The sequence below is a fragment of the Cellulosimicrobium funkei genome (assembly GCF_004519295.1).
Classification (GTDB): Bacteria; Actinomycetota; Actinomycetes; order Actinomycetales; family Cellulomonadaceae; genus Cellulosimicrobium; species Cellulosimicrobium funkei.
Genome location: NZ_SOZH01000004.1, coordinates 359294 through 375501 on the forward strand (window position 1 = coordinate 359294; position 16208 = coordinate 375501).

Below are 16208 nucleotides of genomic sequence, written 5' to 3' on the forward strand. Positions count from 1 at the left end.
GGGCGTGCCACAATGGCTCGCCGGGAGGGCTGACAGAGCGGCCTAATGTGACGGTCTTGAAAACCGTTGTGCGGCAACGCACCGGGGGTTCGAATCCCTCGCCCTCCGCCAGTCGTGCCGTCAGGCCGGGTCGGGAGCCGTGCTCCGTCCCGGCCTGACGCGCGCCGGGCGCAGGGCCGCCGGGGCGTGCGCCGGGACCAGCGGGTGCCGCGGTGCGACCGGGCCCAGCACCGCGTACGCAGCGCCGAGCGGCGGGCGCACGTCCTTCTCGCCCGCGTTGGGCCAGAGCGCACAGGCCCGTTCCGCGAGCGCCGTGATCGTGAGCGACGGGTTCACCCCGAGGTTCGCGCTCACCGCGGACCCGTCCATGACGTGCAGGCCGGGCTGACCGTGGACACGGTGGTACGGGTCGATCACGCCCGTCCGCGGCGAGGTGCCGATCGCGCACCCGCCGAGGATGTGGGCCGTCATCGGGACGTCGAAGGGCTCGCCGACGGTCCCTCCGGGCATGCCGCCCATGCGCTGGGCCATGCGCCGTGCGGTGTCGTTCCCGGCCGGGATCCAGGTCGGGTTGGGCGCGCCGTGCCCCTGGCGGGACGTGAGGACCTTGCGGCCGAGGAACCCGCGCCGCAGCGAGGTGGTGAGCGAGTTGTCGTGGCTCTGCATGACGAGCGCGATGATCGTCCGCGACGACCAGCCGCGCAGGTCGGCCATCGCCGGCAGGTCCCGACGTCGGCGCCACAGCTCGCGCAGCCAGGTGCGCCACCGGCTCGGACCACCGTCCGTGAGGACCGTCTGGAGCAGCCCCATGGCGCCCGACCCCTTCCCGTACCGCACGGGCTCGACGTGGGTCCGGGCGTCCGGGTAGAACGACGACGTGATCGCGACGCCGCGCGAGTAGTCGGGCGCGTCGGGCCGTCGCTGGTGGTCGCGACGCCGGACCGTGGCGCCGAGCAGGGCCTCGGAGTTGGTGCGCGTGAGGTGTCCCAGTCGCTCGGAGACCCCCGGCAGGCGTCCCGAGTCCCGCATGGCGTGGAGGAGTCTCTGCGTGCCCAGCGCCCCCGCGGAGAGCACGACGTGGCGTGCCGTGTAGCGCTGCCGTCCTGCCCAGGGGCGCCCCGAGCGGTGGGCGAGGACCTCGTGCAGGACGCCGCCCGCGCCGTCGGGCACGGGCCGCACCTCGGTGACGGTCGTGAGCGGCAGGACCTGGGCGCCGCCGCGCTCGGCGAGGTAGAGGTAGTTCTTCACGAGCGTGTTCTTCGCACCGACACGGCACCCCGTCATGCACGCGCCGCACTCGGTGCAGCCGCGCCGCTCGGGCCCGGCCCCGCCGAAGTAGGGGTCGGGGGCGGTGCCCCCCGGCTCCCGCGTCCCGCCTCGGCCGAAGAACACACCGACCGGCGCCTTCACGAAGGTGTCGCCCACCCCGGTCTCGCGGGCCACGTCCTCCAGGACGTCGTCCGCGGGGGTGCGCCCGGCGTAGGTGGTGACGCCGAGCATCCGGCGCGCCTGGTCGTACCAGGGCGCCAGCTCGGTCCGCCAGTCGGCGACGTCGGCCCAGGCGGGGTCCGTGAAGAAGTCGTCGAGCGGCTCGTACAGCGTGTTCGCGTACACGAGGCTGCCGCCGCCGACACCGGCGCCGGCGAGGACGAGCACGTCGCGGAGGCGGTGGATGCGCTGGATCCCGAAGCATCCGAGGGCGGGTGCCCACAGGAACGACCGGAGACGCCACGACGTGCGGGGGAGCTCCTCGTCGGTGAAGCGGCGGCCCGCCTCGAGGACGCCGACGCGATAGCCCTTCTCAGTGAGGCGCAGGGCGGTGACGCTCCCGCCGAACCCCGAGCCGACCACCAGCACGTCGAAGTCGGTCGGGACGCGCGGGCCACCGCGCCCGGGTACGTCGGCGGGGGCGGTGCGGGGGACGTCGGCGGCCATGGGCAGACGGTACGTCACGACGGCGCGGGGCTCTGGCCGGGAGGTCCGGGACCTTCGGCGAGTGCCGGGCGCGGGGCGGTGCGGGATCATGGCGTCGTGACGCCTGAGCCCTCCCCGGCCGACGAAGCCGGTCTCGAGCCCGTCGACCTCATCCGCCGGTCGGGCACCGTGCTGCGGATCGGTCGGCTCGCGCTGTCGGCGGGCACCGGCAGCTACCGCGTGAAGTCGCACATGACGCGCGCGGCCCGGGCGCTGGGCCTGGACCGCATCGCGGCGCACGTGACGCTGACGGAGATCACCGCGACGTCGTACCGCGGGCCGATCTTCCGCACGGAGCTCACCGAGGTGCGCTCCATCGGGATCAACGCGGACCGGCTCGCGCAGCTCGAGCGCTTCTCGGCCACGCTGCCGGCGGGGGCCGACCTCGACGAGGTCGACGCGGAGCTCGACCGGATCGCGCGCCGACCGCCGCTCTACGGGGCGTTCCTCAACGCCCTGTGGGCAGGGATCGCGTGCGCCGCGTTCGCGTTCCTCAACCACGGCGGCCTCGTCGAGTGCGGCGCCGTGCTCGTCGCGGCGGCGCTGGGGCAGGGTGTCCGGCGCGCGATGCTGCACCGGGGCATCAACCAGTTCGGCGTGACGATGCTCGCGGCCGCGGTCGCGAGCGTCGCGTACCTGGGGCTCGTGCTGGGGCTCTCCGCGCTGGCCGGGGTCGAGGGCGGCCACGAGGCGGGGTACGTCTCGGCGGTGCTGTTCCTCGTGCCCGGGTTCGCGCTCGTGACGGGCGCGCTCGACCTCGCGAAGCTCGACTTCTCGGCGGGCGTCGCGCGCGTGACGTACGCGCTGATGATCCTCGCGTCCGCGGCGCTGGCGGTGTGGGGCGTCTCCGCCGCCGCGGGCCTCGCCCCGGACCCGGTGCCCGCCCCGGTTCTCGCGGAGCCGCTGCTGTTCGGCCTGCGCGCGGTCGCGAGCTTCCTCGGGGTGCTGGGGTTCGCGCTGATGTTCAACAGCCCCTGGGCGATGGCGCTCGGGGCGGCCTCGATCGGCATGGTGGCGAACGTGGGGCGCCTGCTCCTCGTCGACGCCGACGTCGTCCCGCAGGCGGCCGCCGCGGCGGCGGCGCTGCTCGTGGGCCTGCTCGCGGCGACGGTCGCGCCCGCGCTGCAGGTCCCGCGCATCACGGTGTCCGTCCCGGCTGTGGTCATCATGGTCCCCGGCGTCACGGCGTACCGGGCGGTGTACGAGTTCAACACCGGCGCGACGGCGCAGGCCCTCGCCTACGCCGTCGAGGCCGGCCTCGTGATCGTCGCGCTCGCGATCGGGCTCGCCGTCGCGCGCATGCTCACCGACCGGGAGTGGACCTTCGAGCGGTAGGAGGGGACGCCGTCGGGTCGGCGGTTTGGTCTGGTGGCGACGCCCTTGTACCCTGGGCGACGCAGGCTCTTCGCGGAGTCCTGCGAGGAGACGTCGCATAGTCAGGTCTAGTGCGCCACCCTGCTAAGGTGGTAACGGGGCAACCCGTTCGAGGGTTCAAATCCCTCCGTCTCCGCTCAGGAAGGTCTCGGTGTGCACGCACCCGGGGCCTTTTCTGTTGCCCGGGATCGTGCGGCCTGCACCGCCCGACGCGCGGGCGGGGCGGCCGGGCTCGTGGCCGAGCCCCTGCCGCCCCGGCGCCGACACCGGCGCTGCGTGACAGCCCGACGTCGGGCCTGCTCCGTGGGCCGTGCCCTACGCCGTGCCGGTCGTCGCGAGCGCCGACCGCACGACGAACCGCGACGCGCCCGCCCCGGCGAGCACGAGCGCGGACGCCCCCAGGACGCACAGCAGGAACTGCAGGGCGACGCTCGCGTTCGTGAAGGCGTTGATGCCGAGGACGGGCACCATGAACAGCAGCACGGCCGCGGTCGCGACGCCTACGCTCACGACGAGCGGCACGAGCGTCTCGCGGAAGCGCGCCCGGTCGAGCGTCCGCAGGTCGGTGCCCGCGAGGACGAGCGTGCGGTACTCGCCGCGCTGGTCGATGACCCGGCCCGCCTGCATGACGCCCGTCGAGACGGCGGCCAGGACGCCCGCGATGGCGAGGGTGAGGAAGCCGCCCGTCTTGATGTCGACGAGGAACTGGGCCTCCGCCGGGTCGGACGCCATGCCCGGGTCGAAGAGCGCGAAGATGCTCGCGAGGCCCGCGATGAACGTCGCGAGCGCGACCCCGCCCACGGACCGCCACGCGGTCTTCGGGTTGTCCACGATCCGCCGTCCGGCGAGCAGCGTGGGCACGCGGCGCGCGGAGCCGGCGGTGATCCTGCCGACGACCCAGATGACGAACGGCCCGACGAGGTTGAGCGTCGCGAAGCCGATCAGCAGGATGACGACGACGACGGTGATCCCCACCGCGGCCGAGCCGAACGACAGGTTGGTCGCGACGATCATCGCGACGGCCGCGAGCCCGGTCGCGAGCAGGCGCACCGCCTTGAGGCCCGGGGGAGTGACGCGCGCGGCGACGCCGAGCGGCGTGATCGCGACGCGCCGGAGGCTGACGAGCGCGGACACGAGCGCGACCGCGACCACGAGCACGACGGCGCCCAGCAGGGCGGGCACGCCGACCCACAGCTCGGCGACGTCGAACGTGCGGCCCTGGAAGCGCAGCTGCGCGACGAGCGGCAGGAGGGCGCCGTAGCCGACCAGCCCGACGAGCGCCCCCGTGACGGCCTGGGCGGCGGCGTCGAGCACCGTGAGGGACGTGACCTGGCCGGTCGTGGCCCCCGCGAGCCGGAGCGCCGCGAGGCGCGCGTCGCGGCGCGCGACGGCGAGCCGCGCGGCCGCCCCGCCGAGCGTCACGAGCGGGATGAGCAGCAGGAGCGAGGCGATGCCCGCGAAGATCGGGTACTGCGTGTCGTACGACGTCACGGCCGCGTCCACGCCCTCCTGCATGCCCTCGATCCCGCCCGCACGGCCGAGGAACGCGCCGAACCCGCCCACGACGACGAGCAGGATCGCGGTGGTCGTGGCGAACGCGATGACGGCGAGCACGTTGGTCAGGCCCTGCGGGTCGCGCTCGTCGGCGCTGCGGCGGCGCAGGAGCCACCAGAGGTCGACGGTCCTCATCGGACGTTCTCCTGACCGGGGACGGCCGGGGCGGCCACGTCGTGGCCGGGCGCGAAGAACTCGCCGGAGATGACCCCGTCGCGCATCGTCACCGTGCGCGAGCAGTGCCGCGCGACCCCGGCGTCGTGCGTCACGACGACGAGCGCGGCACCCGAGTCGCGGGTCGCGCGCGTCAGGACGTCGAGCACCTCGGCGCCGGTCGACTGGTCGAGGGCGCCCGTCGGCTCGTCGGCGAACACGACGCCCGGCGACCCGACGAGGGCACGCGCGATCGCGACGCGCTGCGCCTGCCCGCCGGAGAGCTCGCCCGGCCGGCGCTGCTCCATCCCGGCGAGGCCGAGGTGGGCGAGCCAGCGGGCGGCGACCGCGGTGGCCTCCGCGCGGGCCGTGCCGGCGAGCATGAGCGGCAGCGCCGCGTTCTCGACGGCGGGCAGCTCGGGCAGGAGCTGGCCCGACTGGAAGACGAAGCCGAAGTCCTGGCGGCGCAGGATCGTGCGCCGCGCCTCCGAGAGCGTCGCGACGTCCTCGCCGCGCCACGACACCGACCCGGACGTCGGCGTGATGATGCCCGCGAGGCAGTGCAGGAGCGTCGTCTTGCCGGACCCGGACGGGCCCATGATCGCGAGCGACTCCCCGGGGCGGACCGTGAGGCTCACCCCCGCGAGGGCGTGCGTCGCGGTCTGCGCGGAGCCGTAGACCTTGGTGAGCGCGCTCGCGACGAGGGGCGAGCCGCCGGGGACGGGAGTGGGGCCGGTGAACGTCATGCGTCGATCGTCCGCCGGGGAGCGGTGCCGCCGCGTCGGGCTGGGGACGGGACGTCGTCCGGCGCGGGTCCGACCGTGGGGGGACCGTGCGGCGTCGTTCGTGCGGCGACGGTCGGACGGCGTGGCGTCCGTCACGCTGCGGCCTCCGGGCCCGGATCCGGTTTGGGATCAGGGCGAGGACGCGGTAGTGTTCTCGACGGCCGGTGAGCGATCAACGGCCAGCACGACCAGCGCCCGTAGCTCAACGGATAGAGCATCTGACTACGGATCAGAAGGTTGGGGGTTCGAATCCCTCCGGGCGCACAGCGGAACGGCCCCACCCGACGGGTGGGGCCGTTCGTCGTTTCCCGCGCGTCTCGTGACCCCGCGTCCGGGCGACCGGCCCTCCCGGTTTCCGCACGATCGTGCTACGTTCGCCGGGTGACCAAGGGCGACGACACGCGGCAGGCGATCCTGCACCGCGGCGTGGAGGCCGCGTACCGCGTCGGCCTGGCGGGCCTGACGATCGGTGAGCTCGCGCGTGCCACGGGCATGTCGAAGAGCGGGCTCTACGCGCACTTCCGCTCCAAGGAGTCGCTCCAGCTCGCGGTGCTCGACCAGGCCCGCGCGGAGTTCGTCGACACGGTCGTGGCGCCCGCGCTGCGCACGCCCCGCGGCGAGCGCCGCCTGCGCGAGCTGTTCGAGCGCTGGCTCGTGTGCGACCTGCGGCAGCAGCCCGGCGGCTGCCTGTTCGTCAAGGCGGCGACCGAGCTCGCCGCCCAGGAGGGGCCGGTCCGCGACCAGCTCGTGCGCGACCACCAGGACCTGTACGACGCCGTCGCGCAGGTCTACCGGACGTGCGTCGCGGAGAGCGGCTTCCGCGACGACGTAGACCCCCAGCAGTTCGCGTCGGAGCTGTACGGGGTGATGCTCGCGCTGCACCACGCGCACGTCTTCATGGCCGACCCGCTGGCCGAGGACCGGGCGCGTCGCGCGTTCGAGGCGCTCCTCGACGGGTCGCGCGCACCCGTGCCCGTCGCCTGAGCACCTGCCCCGCACCCGACCCACCCCGACGGAGAGGATCCTCGTGACCACCTCGCGAGCCGAGAAAAGCACGACCGTTCGGCTGGAACGACGGCGCGCCGCGCGCCGTCGGAAGGCCGCGGCTCGACTCGCCCTCGTGCGCGCTCGGTTCGCGGTGCTCCAGACGGTGTCGCCCCGGCGGGCCGCCCGGCTCGCCCTCGACCTGTGGTGCACCCCGCCCGACGGCGCAGGTCGTCGCCGCGACGACCGCGCCGTCGCCGGTGCGCTGAGCACCGTGACGACGTCGTCCGGCGCGCGGGTCGTCGTCGAGACGTGGGACCCGCACGCCTCCGCGGACGACGCGCCCGACGGGACCGCGGGACACGGGGCGGGGGCCGGCGTCGTCTACCTCGCGCACGGGTGGGGCGGGCGGCGCGGCCAGCTCGGCGCGTTCGTCGAGCCCCTGCGTGCCGCGGGCCACCGCGTCGTCGCGTTCGACGCGCCGAGCCACGGGGACTCCGGGCCCGGCCGCCTCGGTCCGCGGCGCAGCACGATGCCCGAGCTCGCGGACGCCCTCGCCGCGGTCGTGCGCGAGCACGGGGAGGCGACGGCCGTCGTCGCACACTCGCTCGGCACGGCGACGACCGTGCTCGCGGTGCGCGACGGCCTGCCCGCGGGGCGCCTCGTGCTCGTCGCGGCGATCGCCGACGTCCTCGGCCAGCTCCACGGGTTCGCCGACCTGCTGGGCCTGTCGCGCCCGACGCGCGAGCTCCTCCAGAGCCGGCTCTCCGACCTGGCCGGGCGCCCGTTGCCCGAGCTCGACGTGCGCGAGACGCTGCGCACCCACCCGGTGCCGCCGGCGCTCGTCGTGCACGACCGCGCCGACAAGGAGGTCCCGTACCCCGTGGGTGCCGCGCTCGCGGCGGCCTGGCCCGAGGGCGAGCTGCTCACGACCGACGGGCTCGGGCACCACCGGCTGCTGCGCGACCCCGACGTCGTGCGGGCGGTCGTCGACTACGTGCGCTCTCCCGCCGCCCGGCCCGACCCGGAGCCCGTCGTCAGGCCGGCGGCCGGTAGCCGGTGACCTGCGTGAGCGCCCGTGCCCGGTTCGAGCGCGCGAGCATCACGCACCCCGGGACGAACGCCCCGAGCAGGAGCGGCCCGACGACGAGCATCGCGGCCCACATCATCAGGGCGAGGTAACCGGCGGCCGAGTTGCTCGACGGGTCGCTGTCCGCGTAGGCGAGCAGGCCGATGCTCAGCGCGCCCGCGGCGACCATGAGGACGACCGGCACCCAGATGAGCACCCAGGCGGTGCGTCGGTACCTCGGTGTGAAGGCGGCCGCCGGCGGCGGGGGCGTCGGTGCGTACCCCGGCGGCGGGTACCCGGGACGCGGCGGGTAGGTGGGCTGCGGGGGATAGGCGGGCTGCGGCGGGTGCGCGCGGTACGGCGGGCCCGGCGAGAAGCCGCCGTACGGGGAACCACGCCGCGGGTCGTGCGGGGGGTGGGGCGGCGGGGAGGTCATCCCTCCTGGATACCAGCCGGACGAGGATCGTGCGCGGACGTCCGGCGGCGTGCTCGGGTGTCGGGGGACCCCGGTAGCGTCGGGCCATGCCGTCGGACAAGGTCGACCTCAAGGCGTCCCACCGCGAGCTCTACGCACCGCCCCGCGGCCGGTTCGTCGAGGTCGACGTGCCGACCCTGGCCTACCTCGCCGTCGACGGCGAGGGCGACCCCAACACGGCGCCGGCCTACGGGCAGGCGGTCGAAGCGCTGTTCTCGCTGTCCTACGCCGTGAAGTTCGCGAGCAAGCGCGCGGGGCGGGACTACGTCGTCGGGCCGCTCGAGGGGCTGTGGACGGCCGACGACCCGGGGACGTTCGTGCGCCGCGAGAAGGGCGCGTGGCGGTGGACCCTCCTCGTCCTCCAGCCCGACTGGGTCGACGAGGACACGGTGGTCGCCGCCGCGGAGACGCTCCGGGCGAAGAAGGAGCCCCCGGTCGCGCTCGACCTCGTGCGCCGCACGAGCCTCACGGAGGGGTGGTCGGTGCAGACGCTGCACGTCGGCCCGTACGACGACGAGGGCCCGGTGCTCGCCGAGCTGCACGACGTCTACCTGCCCGAGCACGGGCTCACGTTCGCCGGGCCGCACCACGAGATCTACCTGAGCGACGTCCGGCGCACCGACCCCGCGAGGCTGCGCACCGTGCTCCGCCAGCCGGTTCGCCCGGTCTGACGCGCGGGCCCGCCCGGCGCCAGGACGCTCGATCGGGCCGCGAGTGCGGGGCCGACCCCGCCCACCCGCGGCGCGACGTCAGGCGGCGACCCGCCGTCGCGCCCAGGCGAGGTCGGTCGCGTCGAGCACGTCGGTGAGGCGGCGGCCCGCGAGGCCGCGCGCCCAGGCGGGGGACGCGCCGTCGGGCACGGCCTCCTGGAGCACCCACTCGCGCACGCCGAGACGGCGCAGGTGCGTCCCGAGGGCGAGGAGCTCGGTGCGCGAGTGCACGCTCGGGTCGACGGTCGTGCGCACCTCGTGGTCGACGCCCGAGCGCAGGATCACGGCCAGCGCCTCGAACGCGCGGCGTCCCGACGGGATCGTGCCCGTCACGACGGGGTAGCGGGACGGCAGGTGCTTGATGTCGAGGCCGACCCAGTCGACGAACGGCAGGAGCCGGGCGAGCCGCGCCGGCCACGGGCCGGCCGTGTGGAGCCCGACGTCGAGGCCGAGGCCCCGCACGTCGTCGATCGCGCCGAGCAGCCCGGGGTGCAGGGTCGGCTCGCCGCCCGAGAACACGACGCCGTCGAGCAGGCGACGGCGCGGCGCGAGGAACGCGACGACCTCGGACCAGGGGACCGTGTCCTGCGGCGGCGGGCCGCCGAGCGCGGCGACCGCGCACAGCCCCGGGTGGTGGCAGTAGCCGCAGCGCCACGGGCAGCCCTGGGTGAGGACCGTCGCGACCCGACGGCCGGGCCAGTCCGTGACGGACAGCCGGTCCAGTCCGGCGACCACGAGGCCGGGGCGGGTCATCGGCGGCTCCTTCGGACCACGACGGCCCGGCGGTCCGGACCTCCCGGCGGCGGTGCCGTCAGGACCTCGAACGTATCCTCGCGGGCCCCCGCGCCGGACCGGCCGAAGGTCCCGACCTGGCGGGCCCGATCCGGGCCCGGTCCAGGCCTGACGCAGGCCCAGCGGGACGCGCGCGCCGGACGCGACGGACCCGGGGCCGCGCGCCACGGCGGGCGCACGACCCCGGGTCCGGGGGAGCGGCACGGTCAGCCGCAGGCGGGCTGCCCGTGCTCCGGTGTCGCGACGGTCTCGCGCTCGTCGGCGTCGTCGGACGGCGTGGCCGTCGTGGTCACGGGGCCGGTCGTGGCCCCGCGGACGGCGAACGACTGGTACGCGTTCTTCCCCGGGGCGACCGCGGGGAAGCTCTTCGCGCCCCACGGGGTGGCGACCTCGACGTCGAGCGGGACGTCGTCGTCGTTCACGACGCGCACCGCCACGTACGCCTTGCCCGCGAGGCACCGCACCTCGGCCGTCGCCGTCACGGCGACCCCGGGGTGGGCCGCGGGGTCCGCGGCGCCGGGCGCGAGCACGCGCAGCGCCGTGAGGCCCGGGTCGCCGTCGCGCCACGACGTGCTCAGCGCGACGTACCGGGCCGTGCGGTCCACGGCGAGCGCGCCGCGCACGTCGCCGGTGCCGATCGTCCCGACGTCGGTGAACGTCAGGCCGTCGTCGCTCACCGAGACGACCGACTCCGGCGCGCCGCCGCGCTCCCACGCGGCGACGACGGTGCCGATCTTGCGCGGCGCGCCCAGGTCGGTGACCATGCGGCCGTCCGGTCCGGGCACCCACGACGTCGCGGCGTCGCCGTCCACGGCGAGCGACGGCGACGTCATGCCGGCGGGCAGCACGGACGCGGGGAACGTGAGCGTGCTGAGCGCGTGGTCCGCGACCGGGAACGGGGTCGCGTCCCGGAGGGTGACGCGCGTGCCCGACGGCGTCGCCCCGACGGTGCGCGTCGCGCCCGTCTCGGCGTGGTGCAGCACGACCGGCGCCCCGTCGCCGCTGACGCGGAACGAGCGGGCGTCGTCGACGGCGACCGTGACCCCGGAGGGGGTCTGCCCGGCGGGCGTGGCGACCGTCGCGCGCGGGGCGAGGACGACGGCGTCGCCCGCGGGGACCGTGACCGCGAGCGTCGAGGCGTCCGACCCCACGGCCTGGGTGCCGGCGTAGACCGGGACGGCCCCGCCGTCGTGCGGGACGGTGAGGGTCGTCGCGACGTCGGCGCCCGTGAGGTTGAACGCGACGACGTACCCGTCGACCGCGCTCACGAGCACGCCCGCCGCGTCGGCCGTGGGCACGCGAGCCCCGGCCTGTGCGGCCGTGGCCGCGGCGTCGCCCGGGACCATCTCGACGAGCCGGGGCCCGGTCGCGCCGTCGGTGAGCCGCACGACGTGGCGCGTGTCCGTCGCGCGCGAGACGGTCACGGGGGCGTCCGAGCCGCGCACGACGAACCCGGCCTCGCCCTCGACGTTGAGCCAGTCGCCCTCGCTGCTCAGCACCTGGTCGCCCGTGTACCGGAACGACGCGGCGTCGTGCCACGTCTGCCCGTCGAGCGACGTCTGCACGCGGTACTCCTGGCCCGCGGCGACCTCCCAGCCGAGCTGGACCTGGCTCACCGCGGTGGGCACGCCGAGGTCGACCTGGACCCAGGAGTCGGGCCGCGTGCGGTCCGCGACCGCGACGGCCCAGCGGGTCGTGGCGGAGCCGTCGGTGACGGCGCTCGCAGGGTTGGACCCGTTGGCGCTCGACGCCGTGGCCGCCTTGCCCGCGGCGACGTCGGTCCCCGTGGGCGAGAACGCGCGCAGGTGGTAGAGCGAGTAGCCGTAGGCCGCGTCGCCGCGCACGCCCTGCATGCGGACGTAGCGCGTCGTGACGGGGCCGGGCTCGTCGGCGCCCGCGGGCGTGAGGTCGACGGTGTCGAGCCGCGCGACGTTCACGTCCGCCGGGGCCTTGCCGTAGGCGGTCGCGGTGGTCCAGGTCTCGCCGTCGGTCGACGTCTGGACGAGGTAGCGCGCGCCCGCGCTCGCCTCCCACGCGAACCGCACGCCGCCCACGGTGGTCTCCTCGCCGAGGTCGACCTGGATCCACGAGTCGGGGCGCGTGCGCTCGCCGACCGCGACGGCCCAGCGGGTCGACGGGTTGCCGTCGGTCACGCGCGCCGCGGTGCGGCCGCCCGCCGTGTCCTGGCTGGACGCGGTCGCGACCTTCCCGGCGGCGAGGTCGGTCGTCGACCCCTCGTCGCCGTAGGCGTGGAACGCGAACATCGAGTAGCCGTACTGCGGGTGGCCCTGCTGCCCGAGGAGCCGGACGTACCGCGCCGTGACGGGCGCGAACGACAGGTCGTCGACGCGCGCGGCCTTCGCGTCCGCGGGGTCGGCCGGACGCGTCACGGGGAGCGTCGCGGTGGTCTCGCCCTCGGCGGTCGTGTAGGTGCGCGACCCGTCGAGGCCCGAGTAGCCGTTCATGGCGAGGTTGCGGACCGACAGGCTGGCGTCCTCCGTGCCCGCCCCGGTCGACGCGTAGACGGCCGCGCCGGTCGGGAGCGTGACCTGACCCGCGTAGCCGCTGCCGACCCGGAACACCGACGACGTGCCCTCGAAGCCGTCGCGCGGCCCGGTGTACGTCCGCACGTGCCGGTCGTCGACCGTCGCGCCCGTGGTCGGGTAGAGGAACGGGGTCGAGCCGGAGACGTGGAACAACCACGAGTCGTGCGCGGGGACCCAGGGGAACTTGACGAAGCCCTTGCGGCTCGACGCCGCGGCCCACGCGTCCGCCGTCTGCTGGACGGTCAGGCCGGGCCCGGCGCCGAAGTCGCGCACGCCGGCGAGGCGCTCGAAGAACTCGTCCTGCGGCGTCGGCTCGACGGGGCCCTCGGGCGACTCGGCGGCCTCGACGTGCAGGAGGTAGGAGATCGCGATCTCGGCCCGCGCCTCGGGCTCGTACTTGGGCTCGCCCGAGAACTTCGCGAGCCGGTAGACCGGCGCGTACGACTGGTAGTCCTCGAGCGCGGCGGCGAGGTTCGCCTCGGCGCGCGCGGCGTCGGGGTCGCGCAGGACCTGGCCGAGGAACGCCATCGGGATGGCGTCGCGGCCGTAGAGGAACTCGCGGTCGGCGACCATGGGCATGAACGGCTCGCCCGCGTCGGACATGACGAGCTTGATCGACTCCCACAGCTCCGCCGAGTTGGGCTGGTGCGTGAGGATCTCCGGCAGCGGCTCGTCGCGCAGGAGGAAGTGGATCGCGTTGCGCCCGCCTGACCGCCAGATGTCGGACTGGTAGTGCGGGCCGAACGACCCGTGGTTCTCCACGAGGTACGTGTCGTGGATGGTCTGCATGGTGTTCGTCGACACGGGCCTGCCCGCGACGACGGCCGGGTTGTTCCGGTCGGCCGTCGGCTGGCCCGCCGCGTTGCGGCCCCAGTCGCCGAGCTGCTCGGCCCAGCGCGCGGCGTCGGGGTCGTCGGGCGCCCACGCGAGGCCGGGCGCGAGGGCCTGCGTGTAGACGCCGACCTCCTCCTGCGCGGTGTCGCCCTCGTGCTTGCCCGTCGGCCAGTCCGCGGTCCACGAACCCGAGAGCGGGTCCTTGCCGAAGTCGAGGTCGGCCGTGTACTTCGACTGGCCCGTCGCGATCGTCGTGAGGTTGGCCTGCGTCGTGGCGTCGAGCTCGTCCCACAGCAGCGTCCCGGCCGCGAGGAAGTAGGACTGGAACGTCGAGTCCCAGAACAGCTTCTTGCCCCACGCGCCCGCCGGGTCCACGAACCGGTTGGTCGCTGCGTAGTGCCGGATCGTCGCGAGCGTGCGGGCACGCAGCGTCTCCTCCGGGACCCCCGCGAGCTCGGCGTCGTACTCGCCGTGGGTCAGGAGCACGGCGTTGCCCAGCACGACGGCGAAGTTGAAGTCCTTGAGCTGGTACACCCCGGCGGACTCGTCCCAGACGGTCTCGACCCAGCGCGTGTGCCGCAGCAGCGCGCCGTAGTAGTCGGCGGCGGTCGCGTCGGGGGCGCCGTACGCCGGAGCGGCGTCGACCGTGGTCGACGCCGGGGCCGCGGGCGGGGAGGCCGGCGCGCCCTGGGCGGTCGCGGGGGCCAGAAGGAGGGAGCCGGCCGTCGCGAGCGCGAGGGCGGCGGTCGTCGTGCGGCGCCGAGCGCGGCGCACGGCAGGGGGCGGGGCGGGCGATCGGGTCATGGTGCGTGTCTCTCGTCGGCGTCGTCGGGAGCGGGTCCGCCGGGGACGGCGGTGCGGCGCGGGTGGTTGCCGAGGGGCCAGGGGTGCGGAGCGCCGGTGCTCGCCATCCTGACAGCGCTGTCTGGCTGTGTCCAGGGGTTCCGGAGAACTGCTGCGGGTGATCCTCGGCGGTGCGGGACGAGCGGAGGCCCGCCGGGGAACGTGGTGCGACCACGCTCCCCGACGGGCCTCCGGGCGGCGGACGACGCCCGGTCGGGGCTCAGCCCTTGACCGAGCCCGACATCAGCCCCCCGACGAAGTACTTGCCGAGGACGATGTACACGAGCAGCGTCGGGAGCGACGCGAAGAGCGCGCCGGCCATGGAGACGCCGTAGTTCTGCAGCAGCGCGCCGTTCGCGAGGTTGTTCAGCGCGAGCGTCACGGGGCCGTTCTGGCTGGAGGAGAAGAACACCGCGAAGAGGAAGTCGTTCCACGCGGACGTGAACTGCCAGATGAGCACGACCACGAAGCTCGGGATCGAGATCGGCAGGATGATCGACCAGTAGGTGCGCAGCATCCCGGCGCCGTCGACGCGCGCGGCCTCGACGAGCTCGTGCGGCACGGTCATGTAGTAGTTGCGGAAGATGAGCGTCGTGATCGGGATGCCGTAGATGACGTGCAGCAGGATCAGGGACGGCACGCCGCTCGGGATGCCCAGGCCCAGCACGAGCTGGTTGAGCGGGATCATGACGGCCTGGTACGGGATGAACATCCCGAAGAGGATCAGCGTGAAGACGATGTTCGCGCCCTTGAACGACCAGCGGGAGAGCACGAACCCGTTGAGCGACCCGAGGAAGGCCGCGATGATCGCCGACGGCACGACCATCTGCACCGTGCGCCAGATGGCGGGGGACAGCGCGGTCCACGCCGTCTGCCAGTTCTCCGTCGTCCACGTCTGCGGGAGCGACCACGCGCGCGCCGGCGACGCGTCGCCCGCGCCCTTGAAGCTCGTCACGAAGAGCACGTAGACGGGGATGAGGACGATGACGAGGAACAGCACGAGCGCCGCGTACTTGAGCGTGCGGCCGACCGAGAAGCGTTCGCGCGGCGTGCGGCGCGCCGGCTGGTGCGGCGTGCCGACGACTTCGGGGGCGGGGACGGCCGGCGTCGAGGTGGTCGTCATCGCTTCTCCTGACGGTTGGTGCGGATCAGGTAGGGCACGATGACGACGGCCACGATGATCAGCAGGATCGAGCCGACGGCTGCCGCGTTGGCGTAGTCGAAGCTCGACTTGAAGACGTACATGTCGACGGCCGGAACCTTGGTCTGGTAGTTCGCGGGCTTCGAGATCGACATGATGAGGTCGAACGCCTTGAGCGACATGTGCCCGATGATGATGAGCGCCGAGAGCGCGATGGGCGAGAGCTGCGGGAACAGCACGTGGCGGTACAGCTTCCACTCGCTCGCGCCGTCCATGCGGGCGGCCTCGCGCAGCTCGTCGGGGATGCCGCGGAACCCGGCGAGGAACAGCGCCATGACGTACCCGGAGAGCTGCCAGATCGCGGGGATCGCGATGGCCGTGATGCCCCACGTGACGTTGTTCCACCAGTTGTTCTGCAGGAAGTCGAGCCCGACGATCTGGAACAGCCGGTTGAGGCCGCTCGCCTGCTCGCCCTGGTTGGAGTTGAGCAGCCAGCGCCACACGACACCGGACGCGACGAACGACACGGCCATGGGGAACAGGTAGACGGAACGGAAGATCCCCTCGCCCTTGACCGGCTTGTCGAGCATCCACGCCCACAGGAAGCCCATGAGCATCGTGCCGGCGAGGAAGACCACCGTGTAGAGCACGAGGTTCTTCAGCGAGTGCTGGAACGCCTCGCTGCCGAGGAGGGCCGTGTAGTTCTCGAACCACACGACGACCGACGGCTTCTGGCCCGTGGCCTGTGCCGCGGTGTGGTTGTCCGTGATCGACGTCTGGAAGTTGGCGCCGATCAGGCCGTAGACGAACACGCCGACGAGGATCAGCGAGGGCGCGAGCAGCAGCAGCGCTGGGCCGGCGCGTCGCAGTGACTTGAGCATGGTGGGTCTTCCCGGTCGTGGGGGCGTGGGCCGCGGCGCTGGGGAGCGCGGGCGTCCCGGGGACGTGTTCCGGCCGCGCGGGTCCGCCGCGCG

12 protein-coding genes and 3 tRNA genes are annotated in these 16208 nt (G+C 74.5%); 7 read left to right on the forward strand and 8 right to left on the reverse strand.

Features of this window, described 5'->3' with window-relative positions; all coding sequences use genetic code 11:
• Positions 1-23: 23 nt before the first annotated feature.
• Positions 24-111 (forward strand) — tRNA-Ser (locus tag E1O70_RS07535).
• A gap of 9 nt (positions 112-120) precedes the next feature.
• On the opposite strand, the gene E1O70_RS07540 is transcribed toward E1O70_RS07535, so the two are convergent.
• Positions 121-1935, reverse strand: a complete 1815-nt coding sequence (locus E1O70_RS07540; protein WP_082774323.1) for a GMC oxidoreductase — start codon at positions 1933-1935, stop codon at positions 121-123.
• A 96-nt stretch (positions 1936-2031) separates the two neighbouring features.
• Here E1O70_RS07540 and E1O70_RS07545 point away from each other — a divergent pair, with 96 nt between their 5' ends.
• Together E1O70_RS07545 and E1O70_RS07550 are read left to right on the forward strand one after the other, a co-directional pair.
• Entirely contained in the window at positions 2032-3309 is a 1278-nt protein-coding gene (locus tag E1O70_RS07545) for a threonine/serine exporter family protein (RefSeq protein ID WP_061267188.1), read from the forward strand.
• Between the two features lie 86 nt (positions 3310-3395).
• Positions 3396-3484: transfer RNA gene (locus E1O70_RS07550), tRNA-Ser, on the forward strand.
• Between the two features lie 179 nt (positions 3485-3663).
• Here the strand turns inward: E1O70_RS07550 and E1O70_RS07555 are convergent.
• Positions 3664-5037: a hypothetical protein gene (locus E1O70_RS07555; protein ID WP_061267187.1), complete on the reverse strand. Its 1374-nt coding sequence runs from the start codon at positions 5035-5037 to the stop codon at positions 3664-3666.
• On the reverse strand, positions 5034-5801 hold the full coding sequence (locus E1O70_RS07560) for an ABC transporter ATP-binding protein (protein WP_061267186.1): 768 nt from the start codon (positions 5799-5801) through the stop codon (positions 5034-5036). The genes E1O70_RS07555 and E1O70_RS07560 overlap by 4 nt, the downstream gene beginning before the upstream one ends.
• Positions 5802-6031: 230 nt before the next feature.
• On the opposite strand from E1O70_RS07560, the gene E1O70_RS07565 reads away from it, so the two are divergent.
• The 3 genes from E1O70_RS07565 to E1O70_RS07575 all read left to right on the forward strand — a co-directional run bounded on the left by E1O70_RS07565 (position 6032) and on the right by E1O70_RS07575 (position 7887).
• Positions 6032-6104: transfer RNA gene (locus E1O70_RS07565), tRNA-Arg, on the forward strand.
• Between the two features lie 117 nt (positions 6105-6221).
• Complete coding sequence (locus E1O70_RS07570; RefSeq protein WP_031316900.1) at positions 6222-6824, forward strand: TetR/AcrR family transcriptional regulator; 603 nt, start codon at positions 6222-6224, stop codon at positions 6822-6824.
• Between the two features lie 136 nt (positions 6825-6960).
• A complete protein-coding gene (locus E1O70_RS07575; protein WP_061267185.1) occupies positions 6961-7887 on the forward strand; it encodes an alpha/beta fold hydrolase in 927 nt (308 codons plus the stop codon).
• Here E1O70_RS07575 and E1O70_RS07580 read toward each other — a convergent pair.
• Entirely contained in the window at positions 7862-8329 is a 468-nt protein-coding gene (locus tag E1O70_RS07580) for a hypothetical protein (RefSeq protein ID WP_128957632.1), read from the reverse strand. The genes E1O70_RS07575 and E1O70_RS07580 overlap by 26 nt on opposite strands.
• Before the next feature lie 86 nt (positions 8330-8415).
• Between E1O70_RS07580 and E1O70_RS07585 the strand changes: the two genes are divergently transcribed.
• Positions 8416-9039: a GyrI-like domain-containing protein gene (locus E1O70_RS07585; RefSeq protein WP_061267183.1), complete on the forward strand. Its 624-nt coding sequence runs from the start codon at positions 8416-8418 to the stop codon at positions 9037-9039.
• Between the two features lie 78 nt (positions 9040-9117).
• On the opposite strand, the gene E1O70_RS07590 is transcribed toward E1O70_RS07585, so the two are convergent.
• The 4 genes from E1O70_RS07590 to E1O70_RS07605 form a co-directional block, all read right to left on the reverse strand.
• Positions 9118-9831, reverse strand: a complete 714-nt coding sequence (locus E1O70_RS07590) for an anaerobic ribonucleoside-triphosphate reductase activating protein (protein ID WP_043657556.1) — start codon at positions 9829-9831, stop codon at positions 9118-9120.
• Positions 9832-10076: 245 nt separating this feature from the next.
• A complete protein-coding gene (locus E1O70_RS07595) occupies positions 10077-14054 on the reverse strand; it encodes a discoidin domain-containing protein (protein WP_128957631.1) in 3978 nt (1325 codons plus the stop codon).
• Between the two features lie 259 nt (positions 14055-14313).
• Positions 14314-15216 carry a carbohydrate ABC transporter permease gene (locus E1O70_RS07600; protein WP_061267181.1) on the reverse strand — a complete coding sequence of 301 codons (903 nt, stop codon included), beginning with the start codon at positions 15214-15216 and terminating at the stop codon, positions 14314-14316.
• Positions 15213-16115 carry a carbohydrate ABC transporter permease gene (locus E1O70_RS07605; RefSeq protein ID WP_061267180.1) on the reverse strand — a complete coding sequence of 301 codons (903 nt, stop codon included), beginning with the start codon at positions 16113-16115 and terminating at the stop codon, positions 15213-15215. Before E1O70_RS07605 ends, E1O70_RS07600 begins: the two co-directional genes overlap by 4 nt.
• Positions 16116-16208 lie beyond the last annotated feature (93 nt).

Excerpts from the sequence above, each read along its gene's own strand:
- E1O70_RS07540 (WP_082774323.1), bottom strand. The coding sequence starts at position 1,935 with ATGGCCGCCGACGTCCCCCGCACCGCCCCCGCCGACGTACCCGGGCGC.
- E1O70_RS07555 (WP_061267187.1), bottom strand. The coding sequence starts at position 5,037 with ATGAGGACCGTCGACCTCTGGTGGCTCCTGCGCCGCCGCAGCGCCGAC.
- E1O70_RS07560 (WP_061267186.1), bottom strand. The coding sequence starts at position 5,801 with ATGACGTTCACCGGCCCCACTCCCGTCCCCGGCGGCTCGCCCCTCGTC.
- E1O70_RS07580 (WP_128957632.1), bottom strand. The coding sequence starts at position 8,329 with ATGACCTCCCCGCCGCCCCACCCCCCGCACGACCCGCGGCGTGGTTCC.
- E1O70_RS07585 (WP_061267183.1), top strand. The coding sequence starts at position 8,416 with ATGCCGTCGGACAAGGTCGACCTCAAGGCGTCCCACCGCGAGCTCTAC.
- E1O70_RS07590 (WP_043657556.1), bottom strand. The coding sequence starts at position 9,831 with ATGACCCGCCCCGGCCTCGTGGTCGCCGGACTGGACCGGCTGTCCGTC.
- E1O70_RS07595 (WP_128957631.1), bottom strand. The coding sequence starts at position 14,054 with ATGACCCGATCGCCCGCCCCGCCCCCTGCCGTGCGCCGCGCTCGGCGC.
- E1O70_RS07600 (WP_061267181.1), bottom strand. The coding sequence starts at position 15,216 with ATGACGACCACCTCGACGCCGGCCGTCCCCGCCCCCGAAGTCGTCGGC.
- E1O70_RS07605 (WP_061267180.1), bottom strand. The coding sequence starts at position 16,115 with ATGCTCAAGTCACTGCGACGCGCCGGCCCAGCGCTGCTGCTGCTCGCG.